Annotated in this window: 16 protein-coding genes and 1 pseudogene; 14 read left to right on the plus strand and 3 right to left on the minus strand. The window is 58.8% G+C overall.

Annotation, left to right across the window (positions count from 1 at the left end; genetic code table 11):
* The first annotated feature begins 21 nt into the window (after positions 1-21).
* The 5 genes from PM3016_RS17120 to PM3016_RS17140 all read left to right on the plus strand — a co-directional run bounded on the left by PM3016_RS17120 (position 22) and on the right by PM3016_RS17140 (position 6,331).
* Positions 22-1,473 (plus strand): allantoinase, encoded by a 1,452-nt coding sequence (locus PM3016_RS17120; RefSeq protein ID WP_013916955.1) that lies wholly within the window; start codon positions 22-24, stop codon positions 1,471-1,473.
* 86 nt (positions 1,474-1,559) lie between these two features.
* Positions 1,560-2,894, plus strand: coding sequence for a Zn-dependent hydrolase (locus PM3016_RS17125; RefSeq protein ID WP_013916956.1), 1,335 nt, complete (start codon positions 1,560-1,562; stop codon positions 2,892-2,894).
* Positions 2,878-4,137 carry a pyridoxal-phosphate-dependent aminotransferase family protein gene (locus PM3016_RS17130; RefSeq protein WP_013916957.1) on the plus strand — a complete coding sequence of 420 codons (1,260 nt, stop codon included), beginning with the start codon at positions 2,878-2,880 and terminating at the stop codon, positions 4,135-4,137. Before PM3016_RS17125 ends, PM3016_RS17130 begins: the two co-directional genes overlap by 17 nt.
* Positions 4,130-5,725 (plus strand): gamma-glutamyltransferase, encoded by a 1,596-nt coding sequence (ggt, locus tag PM3016_RS17135; RefSeq protein ID WP_013916958.1) that lies wholly within the window; start codon positions 4,130-4,132, stop codon positions 5,723-5,725. The genes PM3016_RS17130 and ggt overlap by 8 nt, the downstream gene beginning before the upstream one ends.
* Before the next feature lie 57 nt (positions 5,726-5,782).
* Positions 5,783-6,331, plus strand: a complete 549-nt coding sequence (locus tag PM3016_RS17140) for a chromate transporter (protein WP_013916959.1) — start codon at positions 5,783-5,785, stop codon at positions 6,329-6,331.
* A 209-nt stretch (positions 6,332-6,540) separates the two neighbouring features.
* Here the strand turns inward: PM3016_RS17140 and PM3016_RS17145 are convergent, their stop codons facing one another.
* The gene (locus PM3016_RS17145) at positions 6,541-7,152 is read right to left on the minus strand and encodes a VC0807 family protein (RefSeq protein ID WP_013916960.1); all 612 of its coding nucleotides are present in this window, start codon (positions 7,150-7,152) and stop codon (positions 6,541-6,543) included.
* A gap of 172 nt (positions 7,153-7,324) precedes the next feature.
* Between PM3016_RS17145 and PM3016_RS17150 the strand changes: the two genes are divergently transcribed.
* The 6 genes and pseudogenes from PM3016_RS17150 to PM3016_RS17175 all read left to right on the plus strand — a co-directional run bounded on the left by PM3016_RS17150 (position 7,325) and on the right by PM3016_RS17175 (position 13,567).
* Positions 7,325-7,891: a PadR family transcriptional regulator gene (locus PM3016_RS17150; RefSeq protein ID WP_013916961.1), complete on the plus strand. Its 567-nt coding sequence runs from the start codon at positions 7,325-7,327 to the stop codon at positions 7,889-7,891.
* Between the two features lie 359 nt (positions 7,892-8,250).
* Positions 8,251-8,571: pseudogene (locus PM3016_RS17155) on the plus strand (NPCBM/NEW2 domain-containing protein); the annotation flags it as partial.
* A gap of 605 nt (positions 8,572-9,176) precedes the next feature.
* Entirely contained in the window at positions 9,177-10,190 is a 1,014-nt protein-coding gene (locus PM3016_RS17160; protein WP_014370285.1) for a 2-oxoacid:acceptor oxidoreductase family protein, read from the plus strand.
* Between the two features lie 120 nt (positions 10,191-10,310).
* Positions 10,311-12,614, plus strand: coding sequence for a thiamine pyrophosphate-dependent enzyme (locus tag PM3016_RS17165; RefSeq protein WP_013916964.1), 2,304 nt, complete (start codon positions 10,311-10,313; stop codon positions 12,612-12,614).
* 91 nt (positions 12,615-12,705) lie between these two features.
* Positions 12,706-13,017, plus strand: a complete 312-nt coding sequence (locus PM3016_RS17170) for a hypothetical protein (RefSeq protein ID WP_014370286.1) — start codon at positions 12,706-12,708, stop codon at positions 13,015-13,017.
* A 40-nt stretch (positions 13,018-13,057) separates the two neighbouring features.
* Entirely contained in the window at positions 13,058-13,567 is a 510-nt protein-coding gene (locus tag PM3016_RS17175) for a hypothetical protein (RefSeq protein ID WP_014370287.1), read from the plus strand.
* 136 nt (positions 13,568-13,703) lie between these two features.
* Here PM3016_RS17175 and PM3016_RS17180 read toward each other — a convergent pair whose 3' ends face one another.
* Together PM3016_RS17180 and PM3016_RS17185 are read right to left on the minus strand one after the other, a co-directional pair.
* Positions 13,704-15,155, minus strand: a complete 1,452-nt coding sequence (locus tag PM3016_RS17180) for an IS1182 family transposase (protein ID WP_013915070.1) — start codon at positions 15,153-15,155, stop codon at positions 13,704-13,706.
* A gap of 230 nt (positions 15,156-15,385) precedes the next feature.
* Positions 15,386-15,793, minus strand: a complete 408-nt coding sequence (locus tag PM3016_RS17185; RefSeq protein WP_013916967.1) for a DoxX family protein — start codon at positions 15,791-15,793, stop codon at positions 15,386-15,388.
* Positions 15,794-16,168: 375 nt separating this feature from the next.
* Between PM3016_RS17185 and PM3016_RS17190 the strand changes: the two genes are divergently transcribed.
* The 3 genes from PM3016_RS17190 to PM3016_RS17200 all read left to right on the plus strand — a co-directional run bounded on the left by PM3016_RS17190 (position 16,169) and on the right by PM3016_RS17200 (position 18,212).
* Positions 16,169-16,465: a GNAT family N-acetyltransferase gene (locus PM3016_RS17190; RefSeq protein WP_013916969.1), complete on the plus strand. Its 297-nt coding sequence runs from the start codon at positions 16,169-16,171 to the stop codon at positions 16,463-16,465.
* 334 nt (positions 16,466-16,799) lie between these two features.
* Positions 16,800-17,276 (plus strand): GNAT family N-acetyltransferase, encoded by a 477-nt coding sequence (locus tag PM3016_RS17195; RefSeq protein ID WP_014370288.1) that lies wholly within the window; start codon positions 16,800-16,802, stop codon positions 17,274-17,276.
* Positions 17,277-17,339: 63 nt separating this feature from the next.
* A complete protein-coding gene (locus PM3016_RS17200) occupies positions 17,340-18,212 on the plus strand; it encodes a helix-turn-helix domain-containing protein (protein ID WP_238540531.1) in 873 nt (290 codons plus the stop codon).
* Positions 18,213-18,304: the final 92 nt, after the last annotated feature.

Raw genomic sequence — 18,304 nt, forward strand, 5'->3', positions numbered from 1 at the left:
GCGGAGTAGGAGGAATCACGCATGGGCTTGACCTATGATCTTATCGTCCGGGGCGGCCGGGTGGTGCTGCCGGATGGCGTCCGAGCCGCAGAGATCGGCATCAAGGACGGGAAAATTGCCGCTGTCGCCGAACGGCTCAATGCGGAAGGGGACTGCGAGGTCCTTGACGCCTCAGGCCGGGTGGTGATGCCCGGCATGATCGATGCCCATGTGCATCTGAACGAGCCGGGGCTCGGCGCCTGGGAGGGCTTCGCCAGCGGTTCGGCCGCACTGGCGGCCGGCGGCTGCACGACTTACATCGACATGCCGCTGAACGGGGTGCCGCCGACGGTGAATCCGGCTGCTCTGCGCGCCAAGCTCGTAGCGGCGGAAGGACGGTCCTATACGGACTACGCCTTATGGGGCGGTCTTGTGCCGGGCAACCGGGAACACCTGCGCGCACTGCAGGAGGCGGGCTGCATCGGCTTCAAGGCGTTCATGTCCGAGCCGGGAGGCGAAGGGGAGGACATCTTCGCCCGTGCGGACGATGTGACCCTGCTCGAGGGCATGCGGGAGATTGCGGCGCTTGGCGGCGTGCTCGCGCTGCACGCGGAGAGTGAGATGATCGTCTCGAAGCTGACTGCGGCCGGCATGGAGGCCGGCAAGTCTGGCGCCCTCGATTATGCGGCTTCAAGGCCCGTCGTCGCGGAGACGGAGGCGGTGAACCGGTCGCTGTTCTATGCGGAGCAGACGGGCTGCGCCGTGCATTTCGTCCACATCTCCTCGCCGGAAGCGGTCGCCCTGATCACTGCTGCCAAGCGCCGAGGCCTCGACGTCACCGTTGAGACCTGCCCCCATTATCTCGTGCTGGAAGCCGGGGATATGGAGACGATCGGCAACCGGGCCAAGTGCGCGCCTCCGCTGCGGGGACCTGCCGAGCGGGAGGGCTTGTGGCAGGCGCTGAAGGACGGCGAGCTCGATCTGGTCGCCTCCGACCATTCGCCCTGCCCGCCGCAGATGAAGCTCTCCGCGAACTGGTTTGAGGTGTGGGGCGGCATCTCGGGGGCTCAGAGCTCGCTGGAGCTGCTCGTGGATGAAGGCCACCTGAAGCGCGGGATCGCGCTGGAACGGATCGCCGGAGTGCTCTCCGAAGGCCCGGCGAAGCGGTTCGGCCTCGACGGCCGCAAGGGCCGCATCGCGGAGGGCTTCGATGCCGACCTCGCGCTCGTTGATCTGCAGAGAGGCTACACCCTGACGGAAGACCATCTGCTGGACCGGCACCGGCAGAGCCCGTATGTCGGAAGGACGTTCGGCTGCCGGGTGACTGCGACGGTGGTGCGCGGGCGGATCGTGTATGAAGCGGAGCGTGGACTGACCGGAGAGCCTGCGGGGGTGTGGATCCGGCCGCAGGTCCGCAGCGGCAGCGAAGGGACGGCTGAGGCGTTGGCCGAAGCGGCCGCCGCCCAGGATGCGCCTGCGGACAGAGCGGTTTAGACCGTTTTGTATACAACATTGGATATGAGTTCAAAGCTTGGATGGGTTTCAATAGATACTACAAGGGGAACGGGAGGGACAGCAAGATGGCCAAACTTCAGCCGCAGGAAGGGACGGGAGCTTGGCGGCCCGCCGGTCCCGGGGACTTGCAGGAGCTGGCCGGCCGGATCACCGCCCTGCTGGACGCCTTCGGGCGGTGCGGGGCGGACCCGGACGGAGGATATACGCGTTATTTGTACAGCGGGGCATGGCAGGAAGCCCAGTGTGCGGTAAGCCGGGAGATGGACGCTGCCGGGCTGTCGGTTTATTATGATGAGGCAGGCAACTTGTTCGGCCGCCTGGAGGGATCTTCGGCGGAGGAAGGCGCCGTGCTGACCGGCTCCCATATCGATACGGTCCGCTGCGGCGGACTCTACGACGGTGCTGCCGGCATCGCGGCGGCGGTGGCCGCGATCGAACTGCTCCACAGGCGGTGCGGGCAGCCGAGGCGCACACTCGAAGCCGTCTCGCTGTGCGAGGAGGAGGGCAGCCGCTTCCCGCTGACCTTCTGGGGCTCGGGCAGCATTGCCGGCCGCTATGCGCCGGACGCTCCGCCCGAGGCGGCAGACCGCAGCGGCGTCACGCTGGCGGAAGCTATGAAAGCGGCCGGCTTCGGGCCCGGCACGCACCGCAGCGCCCGGCGCACGGACATCGGCGCTTTCGTGGAGCTGCATATCGAGCAGGGCGCCGTGCTGGAGCAGGAGCGTCTCGACCTCGGCGTCGTGCTCGGTATCGTGGGGCAGAGGCGATGGACCTTCACTCTGCGTGGGGAGGCCAACCATGCCGGCACAACGCCGATGCGTCTGCGCAGGGACGCGCTCGCCGGCGCATGCGAGATGATCCTTGAGGCGGAGCGGCAGGCCTGCGCCTACGGAGAGGCCATGGTGGCGACCGCCGGCTCGGTCAGCGCGGCCCCCGGGCTGTCGAACGTGATCGCGGGCCAGGCGGTGTTCACCCTGGATGTTCGGCATCCGGATGCGGAGACGCTGCAGTCGTTCTGCGATGAGCTGTACGGCATCTTCGAGGGCATCGCAGCTTCCCGGGAACTGGAGTTCGCCGGGGAGCAGTGGATGAACGTGCTGCCTGCCCCGATGGACGCACGCCTGTGCGAGGCCGTCGAAGCGGCCGCCAAGGGACTCGGGCTCCGCAGCCGCCGCATGTACAGCGGAGCAGGCCACGACGCCCAGGTGTTCAGCGGCAGCTTCCCTGCCGCGATGCTTTTCGTTCCGAGCAGCAAGGGCCTCTCGCATTCGCCGGAGGAATATACGTCGCCGGAGCAGCTGGCCCGCGGGGCGGCGGCTCTGTGCAACGTGCTATATACGCTTGCTTACGAAGAGGAAGAGAAAGAGAAAGGGGATTCCCAGCATGAAAACGTACGGTGACCTGTCACCTTCGCTTCGCACCATCATGACGCCCGGTCCCGTCGAAGTCGATCCCCGGGTGCTGCGGGCGATGTCTTACCCGATCCTTGGCCAGTTCGATCCCGAATTCACGGGCCTGATGAACCAAACGATGGAAATGCTGCGTTCCCTCTTCGTCACGGATAATCAGTGGGCATTCCCGGTGGACGGTACTTCCCGTTCGGGCATTGAAGCCGTACTGACGAGCCTCATCGAACCCGGCGATACCGTGTTCGTGCCCGTTTACGGGCGGTTCGGCTACCTGCTGATGGAGATTGCCGAGCGCTGCGGTGCCGAGGTGTCCTTCATCGAGAAGGAATGGGGGAGCGTCTTCGACCCCGAAGAGGTGATCCGGCATCTGCGCCAGCACCGGCCCAAGATCGCGGCCATGGTGCACGGCGAGACGTCAACCGGCTGCATGCAGCCCCTGAAGGAGATCGGAGAGGCATGCCGGGAGCTCGATATCCTGCTCGTCGTCGATGCGGTGGCCACCATCGGCGGGACGCCGGTGGAGACGGACGAGTGGAAGCTTGACGCCGTGATGGGCGGCACCCAGAAGTGCTTGTCGGTGCCTTCGGGCCTCGCCCCGATCACCTACAACGACCGGGTGGAGGCGAAGGTGCTCCGCCGCAAACGGATCGAGCGCGGCCTGCGCGATCCGAAGCTCGCCGCAGCGCCATCCCGGGAGCCGGCCGGCCTCGTGATCCGCAGCAATTACTTCGACCTCGCGCAGCTGCAGGATTACTGGAGCCCGGCCCGGCTCAACCACCATACCGAAGCGACGTCGATGCTGTATGCGCTGCGGGAAGGGCTAAGGATTCTGCTTGAGGAGGGGCTGGAGGCCCGCTTCGCCCGCCACCGCCAGTGTGAGCAGGCGCTCACTGCGGGCATTCAGGCGATGGGGCTGCCGCTGTACGGGAATCCGGCCTGCAAGCTGCCTGTCGTCACATGCATTCCGGTGCCCGATGGGGTGGACGGCGAATCGGTCCGGTCGATGCTGCTCGAGGATTTCGGGATCGAGATCGCTTCCTCCTTCGGTCCCCTCAAAGGAAAAATCTGGCGCATCGGCACGATGGGCTTCTCGGCCCGCAAAAAGAACGTGCTGCATGTGCTCGGCGCCCTTGAAGCCGTTCTGATCCGCCACGGGGTCAGCGTGGCCCGCGGCGAAGGCGTGCAGGCCGCCCTCGATGTATACCGGAACGGAAAGGAGGCCTCCTATGCGTAATACGATGCCGGCGGGCTACCGCTCGATGGTCACGTCCCCCCATTACCTCGCTTCCGCCGTGGGCTCCGCGATCCTCCAGCAGGGCGGCAGCGCCTATGACGCCTCAGTGGCCGTCAGTGCCGCTCTGGGTGTGGTCTATCCGCACATGACCGGGCTCGGCGGGGACGCGTTCTTCCTGATCTATGACGCGGCCTCCGGCAAGGTCGAAGGCCTGAACGGCAGCGGCCGGGCGGGCAGCGGGGCCACCGTTGACGCCTATACGCGTCAAGGCTTGTTCGCCATCCCGCACCGCGGGCCGCTCAGCGCCGTGACGGTGCCGGGCATGGTCGACGCCTGGTGGGAGGTGTGGCAGCGCGGCGGCCGGCTCCCCTGGGCCGACGTGCTGGAGCCCGCCCGGCGCTATGCGGAGGAAGGGTTCCCGGTCTCGCGGGATCTTCACCGCTGGATGCAGCGTGACGAGGCGTGGCTGCGGCAGGACGCAGGGCTCAGCTCGCTTTACTTAAGCGGCGGCCGGCTGCTCGGCGAAGGGGAGCGGCTGGTGCAGCCGGATCTTGCCGCCGCGCTCCGTACGCTTCAAGCGGAGGGGCGGGACGCCTTTTACACCGGCTCGCTTATGAAAGGGATTACGGAAGGGCTGCGGAAGGACGGCGGACTGCTCGTTCCGGAAGACTTTGCCGCCCACCGCAGCACCTGGGTGAAGCCCGTGTCGACCACCTACCGGGGCTGCGAGGTGCTCCAGATGCCGCCGAACTCGCAGGGCTTCTCCGTTCTTATGATGCTGAACATGCTCGAAGGGATGGACCTCTCCGGCATCGGCCGCAACTCGGCGGAGTTCTATCACCTCGCTGCGGAAGTCGTGAAGCGGGCGTTCCGTGACCGCGACCGGTACCTCACCGACCCGGAGTTCGCAGCGGTTCCGCTGGAGCAGCTGCTGAGCAAGGAGTACGCGCAGACACTCGCAGCGGGCATCGAGCTGCAGCCTCCGGCGGCCGCTCCCCATTTGTCCCCGGCCTCCGGGCAGGATACCGCTTATGCGGCGGTTGTGGACGAAGATGGAAATGCGGTATCATTTATCCAAAGCCTGTATTTCGACTTCGGATCGGCTTACATGCCGGAAGGCACCGGGATTATCCTGCAGAACCGCGGCTCGTTCTTCTCGCTGGAGGAGACGCATGTCAACGCGCTGGCCCCGGGCAAACGAACGTTCCATACCCTGATGCCCGGCATGATGCTCCAGAACGGTGTTCCTTCACTCCTTATGGGAACCCAGGGAGGGGAGGGACAGCCGCAGACGACGCTGTCGCTCATTACCGGCGTGGTGGATTACGGCTGTACGATCCAGGAAGCGGTGGACCTGCCGCGCTGGGTGTACGGCCGGACGTGGGGCGAGGACAGCGACAAGCTGCGCATCGAAGACCGCGGACTCGGCGCGGAGGCGGACCGACTCAAAGCCTGGGGCCATAACGTCCAGCTCTTCGGGGCATGGGACGGCATCATGGGCCAGGCGCAGGGCATCCGGATCGGAAGCGACGGCCTGCGGACCGGAGCGGCGGATCTTCGCGGGGACGGTGCCGCGATCGGATGGTAGAAGTGCCGTCCGTCACCGGAGCCTCAGCAACTAAGGACAAAAGGACGGTAACTGGTTATGATTGCAACGCTGTGGAAGTTATTTTTTTCCTTCGGTACGGCTACCCTGCTCGGCTACGGCGGAGGGCCTTCGATCATCCCGCTGTACGAGGATCAGGTGGTGAACCGCAACCAGTGGATGGATACGGCGGAATTCGGGCGGGCGCTGGCCTTCGGCAATGCGCTCCCCGGTCCGATCGCTACGAAGCTCGCCGCCTACATCGGCTATAAGGTGGCCGGCTGGGCGGGCGGCGCGGTCGCCCTGGCGGCGGTCGTGCTGCCTACGGCACTTCTCATGATCGCGCTGGCCGGCGTCATGCTGAAGCTTGAAGGCAACCCGTATGTCAAGGGCATGATCCGCGGCATCCAGCCGGTCATCTTCGTCATGATGGCGATGCTCGCCTATGACTTTGCCAAGTACGCGTTCCAGTCCTCGGCCGGACCGGTCTCTTTCCTGCCGTTCGCCATTGCGGCCGGCTTCTTCATCCTCGTGCAGTACCTGCAGCTCAATGCGGTATGGGGCATCCTCCTCTCGCTGGGCATCGGCGCTTTCTTCCTCCGGGGGTAGGTTCTTAAGCCCGTACTGCACCAGAGCATGAGCCTGCGGCCTTCTCGCCCCCTGAATACCGTAACGCCAAAGAAGCACCTTCGTTTTCGCTAAACCGCGAACGGGGGTGCTTCTTTGGCATGGGGAAAGCTCGGGCTTCAGGGCCTATTCTGCGCGCCTGCCGTTCTCCCGCAAGAATATCGGCTGAACTATGCAGCAGGAAAGCCGGTTCAGCACGAAGACTGCTTCAGCATCGCGAGCTTGGCGGCGCAGCGGCGGCGGTACAGGAAGGTCCATAGAACGGCGGAGCCAATGAACCCGTACAGCACTAGATGGGAGAGAGCCATGTAGGTTTCGATGGGCAGCTCGTTCACCATGAGGATGCGGACCGCCGCCTCCGTGGTCAGAATCAGTCCCCAGACCAGGGTCATACGCTTCATGACACCGCGGAAGTAGGCATACTGCCAGTTTTCCGAGAAGGGGCTGTTAGGGACAAAACGGACGGCGAGGTAATAGATGAGCGGACGCGGGAAGAAGAGGGAGCCGAGGAAGAAAAGTCCGACGCCGGCCGTGATCAGGGATTCCCGGACAAGCAGGATCTTCTCACTGCCGCCCATCCAGACCAGCGCCAGCGACAGGAGCAGGGTGAAGAGCATGAGCGAACCGAAGGCATCCAGCCTGCGGTGCCGGATCAATTGGACCGCGTTGTCCGCCAGCGGCACCAAGGTGGCTATAGACAGGGCGGCCATGCTGCTCATGTGGGCGGATAACCAGACATACAGACCCCAGGGCAGCAGGCCGTTGAGGGCCAGGGTAACAAGCAGATAGGCACGTTTAGACATTTCGTTCAGCTCCCGACTTTGAATAAAATAAGTTATGAATGATATAGGTACAAATTAACATATCTATTCCTTGCCCGTCAATCTTTATTTATGTTAAAATGAACCTATGTTAAGGATGCTAAGAAGCCAGCGGCATCCAAAGTTGAATTTTGCACAGAGAGGATGCGCCATCATGAACTCGATTCGCTATGCCCTGCTTTCCTTATTGGCGCGTGAGCCTCTCAGCGGTTATGATATCAAGCAGCATATGAACGGCAGACTGGGTCCCTTCTGGAAGGTCGGAAGCAACCAGGTCTATCCGGAGCTGTCCAAGCTCGAAGGCGAAGGGCTGATCCGGCTGCTGGGCGTGGAACAGCTTTCGTACCGTCCAGCCAGAAAGGTGTATGAGCTGACGGACTCCGGAAGGGAGGCGCTTGCGGAGTGGGTCCTGGAACCGGCCGAGACGGAATTCAGCCTGCGCGATGATTTTATCCTCAAGGCCTATAATCTATGGCTCGTGGAGCCTGAGCAGATGATCCGGCAGCTGGAGCGGATTCAGCAGCACCATGAAGCGAAGCTGGCGGCTTATCTCGACAAATCGGCGGAACTGGAGCGGGCGCTCTCCGGGAAGACGAGCAGTGACCCGTTGTACGGGACGGCGGCGGTATTGGACTTCGGGATCCGCCACGAGCGCCAATACCTGGAGTGGTGCCAGGAGTGGATCCGCCGGCTGGACGGAGAAGGCGCCGGGCCCAAGTAGCGTGCTGTATATGCGGGACAAATGGTTTTAAGGCAGCCGATGGGATCGGCTGCCTTTTGATTTTGCAGCTCGATAGGAAAGCGAAGGGACTCGAAGGACCGCATTGTGCATGCACACGGTTAAGGATAACTGAAACCTTGCGAACAATATATTTGTTTTCACACCTTCGAATTATGTTTCATTCCAATTCCCATAGGCATGGATCCAACTTTTGATTCTATATTTGGGTATATATTACCTACTTAAACGGTGAAGCGGTGGAGAACAAGGGCGACTCGACCCTGCTCAGCGGCAAGGACAATGTGGTTAAGCAGTACAGTAATCTGGTTGCGATCTAGGCGTACCGCAATGCTTCGACTACTGTGGAATACCCGCTGAGCAAGCAGTATGCCCGCTTTAAAGCTTCCGTTTCGCTGACGGAAGATGCCATGACGACGGATGACAAAGGAACGGTGGAGATTCCGGTCGGCGATCAGCCGGCCCAAACCGTGAATCTTCAGGCGAACATGCTGCCGGTAGACTTGGAAGCGGACATTACGGGCGCGAGCAAGATCAAGTTCCTGGTCACGAATACGGAGGATCCAGATTCCTCCGGGCGGGGGTGCTCGATGCATATTTCGAAAAGTAGTGCAGCGATGAAGGGCTTGGGATCGTTCATAACATCATATGCATGGTTTTAGGCTGCCGGCTTGACGGCGGTCTTTGGTGCGTCCAGGACAGGAGCCTGCAGGGGAGACGGCAAGATGCCTGGGCCGGCTGCCAGAGAATGAGGGGCCGTTTATTCTCAACAAGCATGAATATACATAAGATATAATATGTAAACAAATTACTTGATGCGAGCGCACCTATCCAAGGACTCCACGAAGAGCCTGTCATCGAAAGGATAAAAAATATAAACTTGTTATAAATATACTTGTTCTCACGTATTAAATTTGTTAACTTCCCCGTGCCTCCCCCGGACCGTCATACCCGGCACCGCCGCTTCTCTCTCCCAAGTAACAAACCCTTTTGTATCAAGGGGAGGGCAGCCGTCAGGGCAGAGTGAAGTTCAATTTATACCATAAGACATCCGGTTCCTCAGGAAGTCATATAATAGTTCAGCACAGCGCGTTAAATAACATAATAAATATCACATTTAGCGAATTATTATAACACAATGTTCGGATGTAAAGGATTACAATCCGCCTATTTTTGCATAAATCATCTATGCGTACGTTTTTTTTGCTGATATACTGAATTCGTGGGAAAGTTCAGTATTTTCCAACTATTGAGGGGAGTTGAACTCATGAGGGTCTTACCGAAAACGAATGACCTCGGTTTCTTCGAAATCCGACTCGAGTCCATCGGCGGCCTGGGTGCAAACCTGGCAGGCAAAATGCTGGCCGAAGCGGGCGTCGTCGGGAGCGGGTTTAACGGTGTCAGCTTCTCTTCCTACGGGTCCGAGAAAAAGGGATCGCCCGTTAAGGCACATATCCGGTTCTGTGATCTGAACACGAACATCCGGGACACGACGCCCGTGGAGCGGCCGCATGTCGTTGGCGTGTTCCACGAGAATCTGTCGAAGACCGTGAACGTGATCAGCGGCATGTATGAGGACAGTCTCGTGCTCGTCAACTCGCCCAAGAGTCCGGCGGAGCTGAAGGAGAAGCTGAAGCTGGTCGGCGGTACGATCGCCGTGGTCGATGCAACGGGCATCGCGCTCGAGGAGAAGAACCGGGTCAACATGGCCATGCTCGGCGGTCTGTTTCGGCTCTGTGAGTTCCTTGATTTTGAACACATGAAAGGCATCATCCGCAAGTCCCTGGAGAAAAAATACCCCGGCGCCGTCGAGCCCGCCCTGCGGACGTTCCAGCGCGGATACGATGAAGTGCAGTTCCAGACCTTCTCGCTGCCCGAAGGCCTCGAGATGCCGATGCCGAAGCGGTGGGATATCCCGGTATACGGCTATGAGACGCAGGCGATCGGCGGGATGGTGTCCAACCCCGGCAACTCGATCCTCAAAGACCTGAGCATCTCGCGCAGCGGGATGATGCCTCACTTCGATGAAGAAAAATGCATTCACTGCGCCGCCTGTGATACGGCCTGTCCCGACTTCTGCTTCGTATGGGACGAGGCCTCCGACAAGAAAGGCCGTCCGCAGATGTTCCTGCAGGGCATTGACTACCAGTACTGCAAGGGCTGTCTGAAGTGTGTGGTGGCCTGTCCGACTGAAGCGCTTACATCCAATCGGGAGACGGACGGCTATGGGGAAGCCCACCGCATTCCGCACCGGTTCCGGCTCGCAGCGAAGTCCGTATAAGCCCCGATGCGCGTCCTAACCGACGGCACGCCTTTGTCCGGAATCGTGCGAAGCAGGTTGTTTGCATGCGATATCCTTTTCTATTCGAGTCAGAAGATACAGGAGAGGTGAAGAGAAGCGATGGCAATCGAGATCAATAAAGAGGTCAGTACAGGTACGGTCGAGCAGCGGATGGTGTATGAGTCCGGCAACGAGATGGCGGCTTACGCGGCTCACCAGATCAACTATCATGTGATGGGGTATTTTCCAATCTCCCCGTCGACTGAGGTCGCCCAGTTCCTTGACCTGATGAAAGCGAACGGCCAGCATGACATCAAGCTGATCCCGGCCGACGGCGAGCACGGCTCCGCGGGGATCTGCTACGGTGCTTCCACGGCCGGCGGACGCGTGTTCAACGCGACCTCGGCGAACGGCTACCTGTATATGCTCGAGCAGATGCCCGTGCAGTCCGGCACCCGGTTCCCGATGGTCATGAACCTCGTCTGCCGCTCGGTGTCCGGTCCGCTCAACATCCACGGCGACCACTCCGACCTGTACTATGCGCTGAATACGGGCTGGCCGATCCTCATGTGCCGCGACCCGCAGGCCGTCTATGACATGAACATCATGGCGATCAAGCTGGCGGAGGATCCCGAAGTACGCCTGCCGGTCATCGTAGCGTCGGACGGGTACTTCACGTCCCACCAGAAGCGCCGGGTTCAGACCTTCGCGCACAAGTCGGATGTGCATGCGTTCATCGGCGAGCAGCCGAAACAGTTCCCGCACGTGCTCGACCGCAACAACCCGATCACCGTCGGCCCTTACATGAACGAGCCGGATTACATCAACAACTGCTACCAGCAGTCCCAGGCGATGTATAAAGCGGGCGAGGTGTTCGACCGCATCCAGCAGGAGTACAAGGTGCTGACCGGCCGCGAGTACCCGATCCTTGACCTGTATCGGATGGAGGACGCGGAGGTGGCCGTGTTCCTGATGAACTCCGCTTCAGAGATCATCAAGGATGTCGTGGACCAGCTGCGCGCTCAAGGCATCAAGGCGGGCTCGATCGCCCCGAACATGATCCGCCCGTTCCCGGCGAAGCAGATCGCCGAGGCGCTGAAGAATGTCAAGGCCGTGACGATCGGCGACCGTGCGGATTCCTACGGCGCCCATGGCGGGAACATGACGCTCGAGATCAAGGCGGCGCTGTTCACCGAAGGCAACCGGCATACGCAGGTCGTCTCCCGCGTGTACGGCCTCGGCGGCAAGGACTTCTACGCGGAAGACGGCCACGCGTTCTTCGAGCTGGCGATCGAGGCGGCGAACGCCGGCCAGGTGAATGTGCCGTTCGACTACTACGGCCACACGCCGGGCGACCCGTCGAAGCGGCCGGAGCGCGTGCTGGAGCCGATGCGCTACGAGGACCTGAAGACCGGACTCATCACGGTCAACAAGGATGAAGCCACCGGCCAGCTGAAGGTCAAGGTGCCTCCGCTGCGCAGCCTCACGAAGAAGCCGAAGCGGCTGGCTCCGGGGCACGGCGCCTGTCCGGGGTGCGGGATTTTCTCCGGGCTCGAGCTTTTCTTCAAGGGCATCGAAGGCGACATCGTAGCGCTGTTCCACACGGGCTGCGCGATGGTCGTCACCACCGGCTATCCGTACTCCTCGCACAAGGCGACGTACATCCACAACCTCTTCCAGAGCGGGGCGGCTACGCTGTCCGGTGTCGTGGAGATGTTCTGGGAGCGCAAGCGGCGCGGCGAGCTCGACCACCTGAACCTGCCGGATGACTTCACCTTCGTCATGATCACCGGCGACGGCGGCATGGACATCGGGATGGGGCCGGCGATCGGCGCGGCACTGCGCAACCACAAGATGATCATCCTCGAGTACGATAACGAGGGCTATATGAACACCGGGGCGCAGCTGTCGTACTCGACGCCGCTCGGCCACCGGACTTCGACGTCCAACGTCGGCAAGCACCAGGGCGGCAAGCTGTTCCACCACAAGGATACGCCGCAGATCATGGCGTCGACGAACATTCCTTACGTGTTCACGGGCAGCGAGGCGAACCCGCAGGACCTGCTGAAGAAAGCCGCCAAGGCCCAGTACTATGCGCAGAACGAAGGACTCGTCTACGGGAAGATCCTGATCACGTGCCCGCTGAACTGGCTCTCCGAGGAGCAGATCGGGCAGACCCTGATCGACCAGGCGGTGAACTCCTGCTTCTTCCCGCTCTATGAGATCGAGAACGGCGTGACGACGATCACCTACAATCCGGAGGAGAAGAGCAAGCGGATCCCGGTCGGCGAGTGGCTGAAGAACATGGGCAAAACCAAGCACATGACCAAACCCGAATACGCCGAGGCGCTGCTCTCCTTCGAGAACGAAGTGGAACGCCGCTGGAAACGTCTGAAGGCCAAGCACGAGCATCCGGACCTCTAAGGCACGCCAAGTCCACGGCGCAAACTCCTCCACCGAGGGGCTTGCGCCTTTCTTTTGAACAATCCCGGCAAAAGACGAAAGGGGGAGGCCCATGCCGTATGTACTGCGCCACAAGGAGACCGGCGAGATCGCCGCGAGCCTGCAAAAAAACCACTATGATCTCGTCTACTACGGCGTAAAGCAGTGGCCCGGCGAGAAAGAGGCGCTCGAAGCGATGGCGGCTTACCTCGAAGCGGAATGCTTCCCGGAGCCGGACCGCTGGGAAGCGCTGCATGTCCGCGAGGAGCGTGCGAAGGTCATGAACGTGAAGCTGAAGAACAACCCGTCTCTCCGGCTGTTCATGGAGGCGGAAGGAACCTTGACCGTTCAGGCCGACGAAGGCCCGCAGGAGACCGTATCCTAGAGAGGGGAGCAGATGCCAGGACATGGAGCAGAATCCTTTTATGAGCTATGAATCCGCCTTGGGGACACCCGGGGCACTGGAAGCGTTCCGCAGGGAGATGACCGAGGAAGGCTTCACCCCGTTCCGCCTGTTCCTCGAAGGCTTCCGGGAGCGGCTGAAGACGTTCGGGGACGGGGAGACGGAGCGGGTGCGCGACCTCCTCGACACGGCGAAGGGGCTGTTCCCTGAGCCGCGCGTATTCAGTCCTTCGTGGGCTCTGGTGTGGGACGAGTTCGAAGGCATCCTCACCACCAAAAGCGCGGTGCTCGCCTCGATCCCGCAAGAGAAGCGGGATGGCGAATGGCAGATCATCCTCGACAACCCGTTCACGAACACGGATCTGGTGTGCTACCCCGGCATGACGTTCATGAACGCCGCTTATATGTATGCCTACTTCCGGACTGATCTCAAGCAGAATGAGTACCTTCGTCTGCAAAAGGTAGCGACCCTGATCATTACCCAGGGCGGCGAGGAGCTCGGTTTGGTAACGGCAAGCCAAGAAGACCGCTGAGGGTTCGAGGCCACTGAAGAACTTACGCTTTTTCCTCAGGAGCCTCGTATAAGTCATAAAAAAGCCATCTACCCCCATTTTTAGGGTCAGATGGCGTTTTTTATAGGCTTAAAATTGGTCTGCTCGATACGTTTTTTCAATCTACCAGCTTCAGTATACGCTTAAGATTTACAGCGAATATGGCCATTGCACCTTGCATTTCTATGCCAATCAGACCCGAAGATGTGGCAACATCATACCCGTGTCTATGTTTGAGTTCGCTGTTTTTCGCTTCGATCTTGTAGCGCTCTTTGGATTTCGCCTTGAAATATTCCGTTTCCTGGAACGCCATCTGTTCCGCGTGTTCATCAGATTTAATCGTTACGGAATAAGTTTTACTCTTGGCGCCTTCTTTGTAACAGCCCTCCTTGAGCGGACAGCTCTTGCAGATCTCTACGTCAAAATAATAGGTATCCTGTTGGTTTTTACCGACGCCTTTTTTGCCTTGCCGGGCCTTTCGAGTCGCCATGTGACCAGCCGGGCATACGTACATGCCGGCATCTTTGTTGAATAGAAATTCCTCTTCTTTCTTACGGCTGCCTTGCGTGATCAGCGGATTGAGTTTTGCTACAAGTTCAATCTCATTGTTCGTTGTGTACAAAATATTATCCTTCTCGGAGTAGGCGGTATCGCCAATGACGGTCTTAACTTGCATTCCTGCTGCATTGCTTTTTTCGATGAGCGTCTGCAGCTGCTTGCCGTCATTCTTCTCGCCTGTTGTAATGACAGCTGCCGTTATGATGCGCTCCTCCGTCATGGCCAGATGAGTTTTATATCCAAAGAATGCAGAATCGGCGCTTTTATGTCCCACTCGAGCATCCGGATCCGCCGTTAGACGAAGCTGTTCGATGTCATCCTCCACCGTTTCCTTCAGCAGGTGTAACGGATTCAAAACCTTTGGTACTTGCGCGATCCCGGATTCCAACTCGATGAAGGTCACAAGCTTTTGACAATACTCGATTTCGTCTTCGAGTACGTCGCTCGTGTTCTTTGCGGGCATTTTGGCTTTGAGCGATTCATCCATCGTGTAAACGGACTTTCGCAGCTTTCGTGCACGGTCTCGCAGAATTTCTAGCGGCGACTTCTGATTGTAGCGCGCTTTTGTATGCGTAGCGTCGACGATTATGGAGTTGCTCTTCAGGATTTTCAGTTCGATAGCGAGGTCTACCGTCTTACCAATGAGCATGTCCAATAAGTTGATGTCTTTGAGCCGCAGTTTGCGGAATTTTGTCAGAGAACTCGGGTCGATGACCGGATCCTCCGGTGCCATGCCCAGGAAATACTTAAACGACAGGTCATACTTAGAACGCTCGACAATATCTACGTCAGATAGTTCAAAGATGGCTTTCAGCAACAAATATTTAAACATTCTGATGGGGTCAATGGCGTTACGTCCGTTGTCCAAACAATATTTTGTCTGCAGTTCTTCAAAGATAAAAGTGAAGTCCACCAGTTCGTTAATTTGACGGAGCATGTTGTCCTTCGGCACGACGATATCATACAGAGCCGCGTAAGGGCTCAGAACCAAGCTTTGTTGTTGTTGAATCATCCGTCTCACCCGCTTTTCGAGATGACTCAATTATACGTCAAAAAAAGCACAGCCTCTTCAATTTTCTTGAAGGGCTGTGCTTTTTTTAGACGGACTTTTTCAGTGGCCTCGAGGGTTCAGCGGTCTTTTTGGGCTCTGTCGGGGCATACGGACTCTCATTGTGCTATAGGGCAGGAAGGGCGAAGGCTGGGGACAAAAGGGGCGTCCAACCTGCCCTGTCGGCTGATCTGCTAGAGCGAAAGTCCGCTGTGGCTGCTGCTGACCTCAAGCCTGCGGCTCGGGGGGCGGAGCAGGTACGAGGCGATGACCAGCACGAGAAACACCAGCGGGCCGGCGATAGCTGCAGCACCGTCTCCCGCGAGCAGATGCGACGCCGCTGCACCGGTGAGCGCGAAGGTAAAGCCTGCGTACGCCCACTCCTTCAAGCGCGGAAAGCCGGGGATGACGATGGCGACGGCGCCCAGCAGCTTGAAGACGCCGAGAATGACGGCAAAGTAGGCCGGATAGCCGAGGTGGGCGAGGGCACTGATGGCCTGCGGATGCCGCATCACGTGAAGCGTACCGCCGATCACAAAGCTCGCCGGGCCCAAGATTGTAGTGACCCAGTAGGCGATAAGTTTGATTTTGCTGTTGTTCATAGAATTACGCTCCTCTTCGTCAGGTGTAGAACCGGTGCGGCCGCTCTGCTTCATTCGTGCGTCGGCCGGATCTTTATGTAGTAACTGTACCGCATGCGGAGCTGCCGGGGCTTCTTCTGGATTGCGGTGTTGATTTTGTCCCTACATCTCTATGCCAGGCCAAGGCTTCCAAGTACTGGGCCGCTGAGTCTGACGGAGGTGGCGAATGATTAAGATAGTGTTACACTGCCGCTCATGCTAAAATATGGATAAAAAACCAAAGGTGGACGTTATGAAGCTCTATTTTTAGGGAGAGGAGTGATGTGGTATGAAGAGCAATGTATCGAAAGCAGCAGGTGGAGGAGCAGGTAAGGGCTAACACAGAGGAATGCACCCATGTATAAGGAAGATGACGCGGTTGGTTTTATTGTTTTTTGTAATAGAGCCGACGAGAACGGAAATCACTGGATTCCCGCGCTCATGATCGATGAGAAGCATCAAGGAAGGGGATACGGCAGGGCGGCAATGGAGCAGCTGATTGAACTTCTCTGTGACATGAACGCAACCCGGCTGATGATCGGGCACCGGCCCCAGAACGAGGCTGCAGGGGGATTGTATGAATCGCTGGGGTTCAAGAAGGTCAGTGAAGAACCGGTGGACGGGGAGATCATTCGACTACTTCAAATTCCGTAATTTTGGCGAAGCTGCTTCCCCCAATTGAAATGCAAATGCAAGGCAGGTGTGAGAATGTTCATTCTTGAAACGGATCGCTTAGGACTCAGGCCGATGGTTGAGGGGGATGGGCCATCCCTGCATCCGGTATTCTCCGATCCCGAGGTCATGCGATATTACCCGGCTCCTTTCACTGAAGAGCTTTATTTTCAAGTAAGATACATACCATCTACACGGGATACAACAGTAAGTGATTTGCAGGAAGGGATGAGGAAGATGGGTGAGCGGAGGGAATGATCGTGTACGATTACATCCTCATTTATTCCGATAAAAGCTGCTCGGGGAGGTCCCCTCAATGAACATCTCCCTGCAAAAAGCCGTCGAATCCGACGTGGAGCTCATTTTTGACATGCAGGTTCGAGCCTTTCGCCCCCTGCTTGAGAAGTACCGGGACTATGACACCTCTCCGGCGAACGAGACCGTGGAGCAGGTCAGGGCCCGGATCAGCCAGCCGCAAAGCAGTTATTATCATATCCTGACGGACGGTAAGCCGCTCGGTGCCATTCGTGTGCTGTGGAGGGAGGAAGGGCGGTACTGGATCTCCCCCATCTTCATCCTGCCCGAATACCAGGGCAGAGGGCTCGCCCAGAGAACGATCGAGCGGATCTGGGAGCTGTACCCCGAGGCAGCCAGCTGGCAGCTGGCCACGCTCCTGGAGGAAGCACGCAACTGTTATCTGTATGAGAAAATGGGATTCGTCCGAACCGGGGAGCAGAAGCGGCTGAACGAACGGGCGACCCTGGTTTTCTATCAGAAAGTCTGCTCAAGTTGAAGCGACTTGTCACTGCACCATACAACGAAACAGGAGGTAGCGGCCGACGGCCGCTTTACGCACATGAATGACCGAACACTCAAAGTGCCGCAGGGCTTAACGGCAGACTCACAGACGCAGTCGTTTTTAAAGCTGAAAGGGCTGTCGGTTATTGAATCCTGTACGCTGACCGTAAATAAACAAGGCTCGATGTATTTGGAGGACCATCTGGTGCTGGTCGTGAACCGCGGCAATTACAGAATCCGGTACGGAGAACAGCAGTTTACCGTTCGTCCGGGCCAAATGGTGCTCCTCCATAAAGCCATTGCCGTGCAGTACGAAAAGTTCGGCGATCCGGATGATTTGCTTCTCGAATATATGATGTTTTTTCTGAAGGATGACCTGCTGTCCGACTATATGAAGACGGCGAATCTTTCGGCGCTTCGGCCGAGTGCGCACGCTCCGGTCTCCATCATACCGGTCACGGAACGGTTGAAAAAATACGTGGAATCGCTGAAGCCGTACTTCAACGAACCGGAAAGAATCGAAGGGGAGCTGGTCCGGCTCAAGCTGCTGGAGCTGTTGTTTGACGTGGCCGATGCCGATTCGGAGTTTTTGTGCCAGATTCTGCAGCTGAGACGGCGCAGCGATACGAGTATTGCGGCGGTCATGGAAGAAAACTGGATGAATCCGGTATCGATCAACGATTTGGCGTACTTGTCGGGGAGAAGCGTATCGAGCTTCAAACGGGAATTTCAGACGATGTACAACAGTCCCCCGTCCCAATGGCTCCGCGAGCGGCGTTTGGAAAAAGCGAAAGAATTGCTCGCCAAATCGTCGATGTCGGTCACGGATGTATGTTTTACTACAGGCTTCGAGAACGTCGCGCACTTTTCCAAGACGTTCAAAAAGCGTTTCGGCTTCCCGCCTTCCTCGATCAGGCAGCAATCGGTCTAATTGAGCCGAAATGACAAATAAACTGAACCGTACGGCAAAGTGGGGCGCGCATGGTCCTGTTATTCTTAACTCATCGGTCGGTCACTTACCAT

The organism is Paenibacillus mucilaginosus 3016 (assembly GCF_000250655.1).
Taxonomy (GTDB): Bacteria; Bacillota; Bacilli; order Paenibacillales; family NBRC-103111; genus Paenibacillus_G; species Paenibacillus_G mucilaginosus.

Bases quoted from the DNA above. Each gene is read 5' to 3' on its own strand.
- PM3016_RS17130 (WP_013916957.1), top strand. From the start codon at position 2,878: ATGAAAACGTACGGTGACCTGTCACCTTCGCTTCGCACCATCATGACG.
- PM3016_RS17145 (WP_013916960.1), bottom strand. From the start codon at position 7,152: ATGTCTAAACGTGCCTATCTGCTTGTTACCCTGGCCCTCAACGGCCTG.
- PM3016_RS17190 (WP_013916969.1), top strand. From the start codon at position 16,169: ATGTATAAGGAAGATGACGCGGTTGGTTTTATTGTTTTTTGTAATAGA.
- PM3016_RS17150 (WP_013916961.1), top strand. From the start codon at position 7,325: ATGAACTCGATTCGCTATGCCCTGCTTTCCTTATTGGCGCGTGAGCCT.
- PM3016_RS17200 (WP_238540531.1), top strand. From the start codon at position 17,340: ATGAATGACCGAACACTCAAAGTGCCGCAGGGCTTAACGGCAGACTCA.
- PM3016_RS17195 (WP_014370288.1), top strand. From the start codon at position 16,800: ATGAACATCTCCCTGCAAAAAGCCGTCGAATCCGACGTGGAGCTCATT.
- PM3016_RS17185 (WP_013916967.1), bottom strand. From the start codon at position 15,793: ATGAACAACAGCAAAATCAAACTTATCGCCTACTGGGTCACTACAATC.
- PM3016_RS17140 (WP_013916959.1), top strand. From the start codon at position 5,783: ATGATTGCAACGCTGTGGAAGTTATTTTTTTCCTTCGGTACGGCTACC.
- PM3016_RS17170 (WP_014370286.1), top strand. From the start codon at position 12,706: ATGCCGTATGTACTGCGCCACAAGGAGACCGGCGAGATCGCCGCGAGC.
- PM3016_RS17180 (WP_013915070.1), bottom strand. From the start codon at position 15,155: ATGATTCAACAACAACAAAGCTTGGTTCTGAGCCCTTACGCGGCTCTG.
- PM3016_RS17165 (WP_013916964.1), top strand. From the start codon at position 10,311: ATGGCAATCGAGATCAATAAAGAGGTCAGTACAGGTACGGTCGAGCAG.
- PM3016_RS17175 (WP_014370287.1), top strand. From the start codon at position 13,058: ATGAGCTATGAATCCGCCTTGGGGACACCCGGGGCACTGGAAGCGTTC.
- ggt (WP_013916958.1), top strand. From the start codon at position 4,130: ATGCGTAATACGATGCCGGCGGGCTACCGCTCGATGGTCACGTCCCCC.
- PM3016_RS17125 (WP_013916956.1), top strand. From the start codon at position 1,560: ATGGCCAAACTTCAGCCGCAGGAAGGGACGGGAGCTTGGCGGCCCGCC.
- PM3016_RS17120 (WP_013916955.1), top strand. From the start codon at position 22: ATGGGCTTGACCTATGATCTTATCGTCCGGGGCGGCCGGGTGGTGCTG.
- PM3016_RS17160 (WP_014370285.1), top strand. From the start codon at position 9,177: ATGAGGGTCTTACCGAAAACGAATGACCTCGGTTTCTTCGAAATCCGA.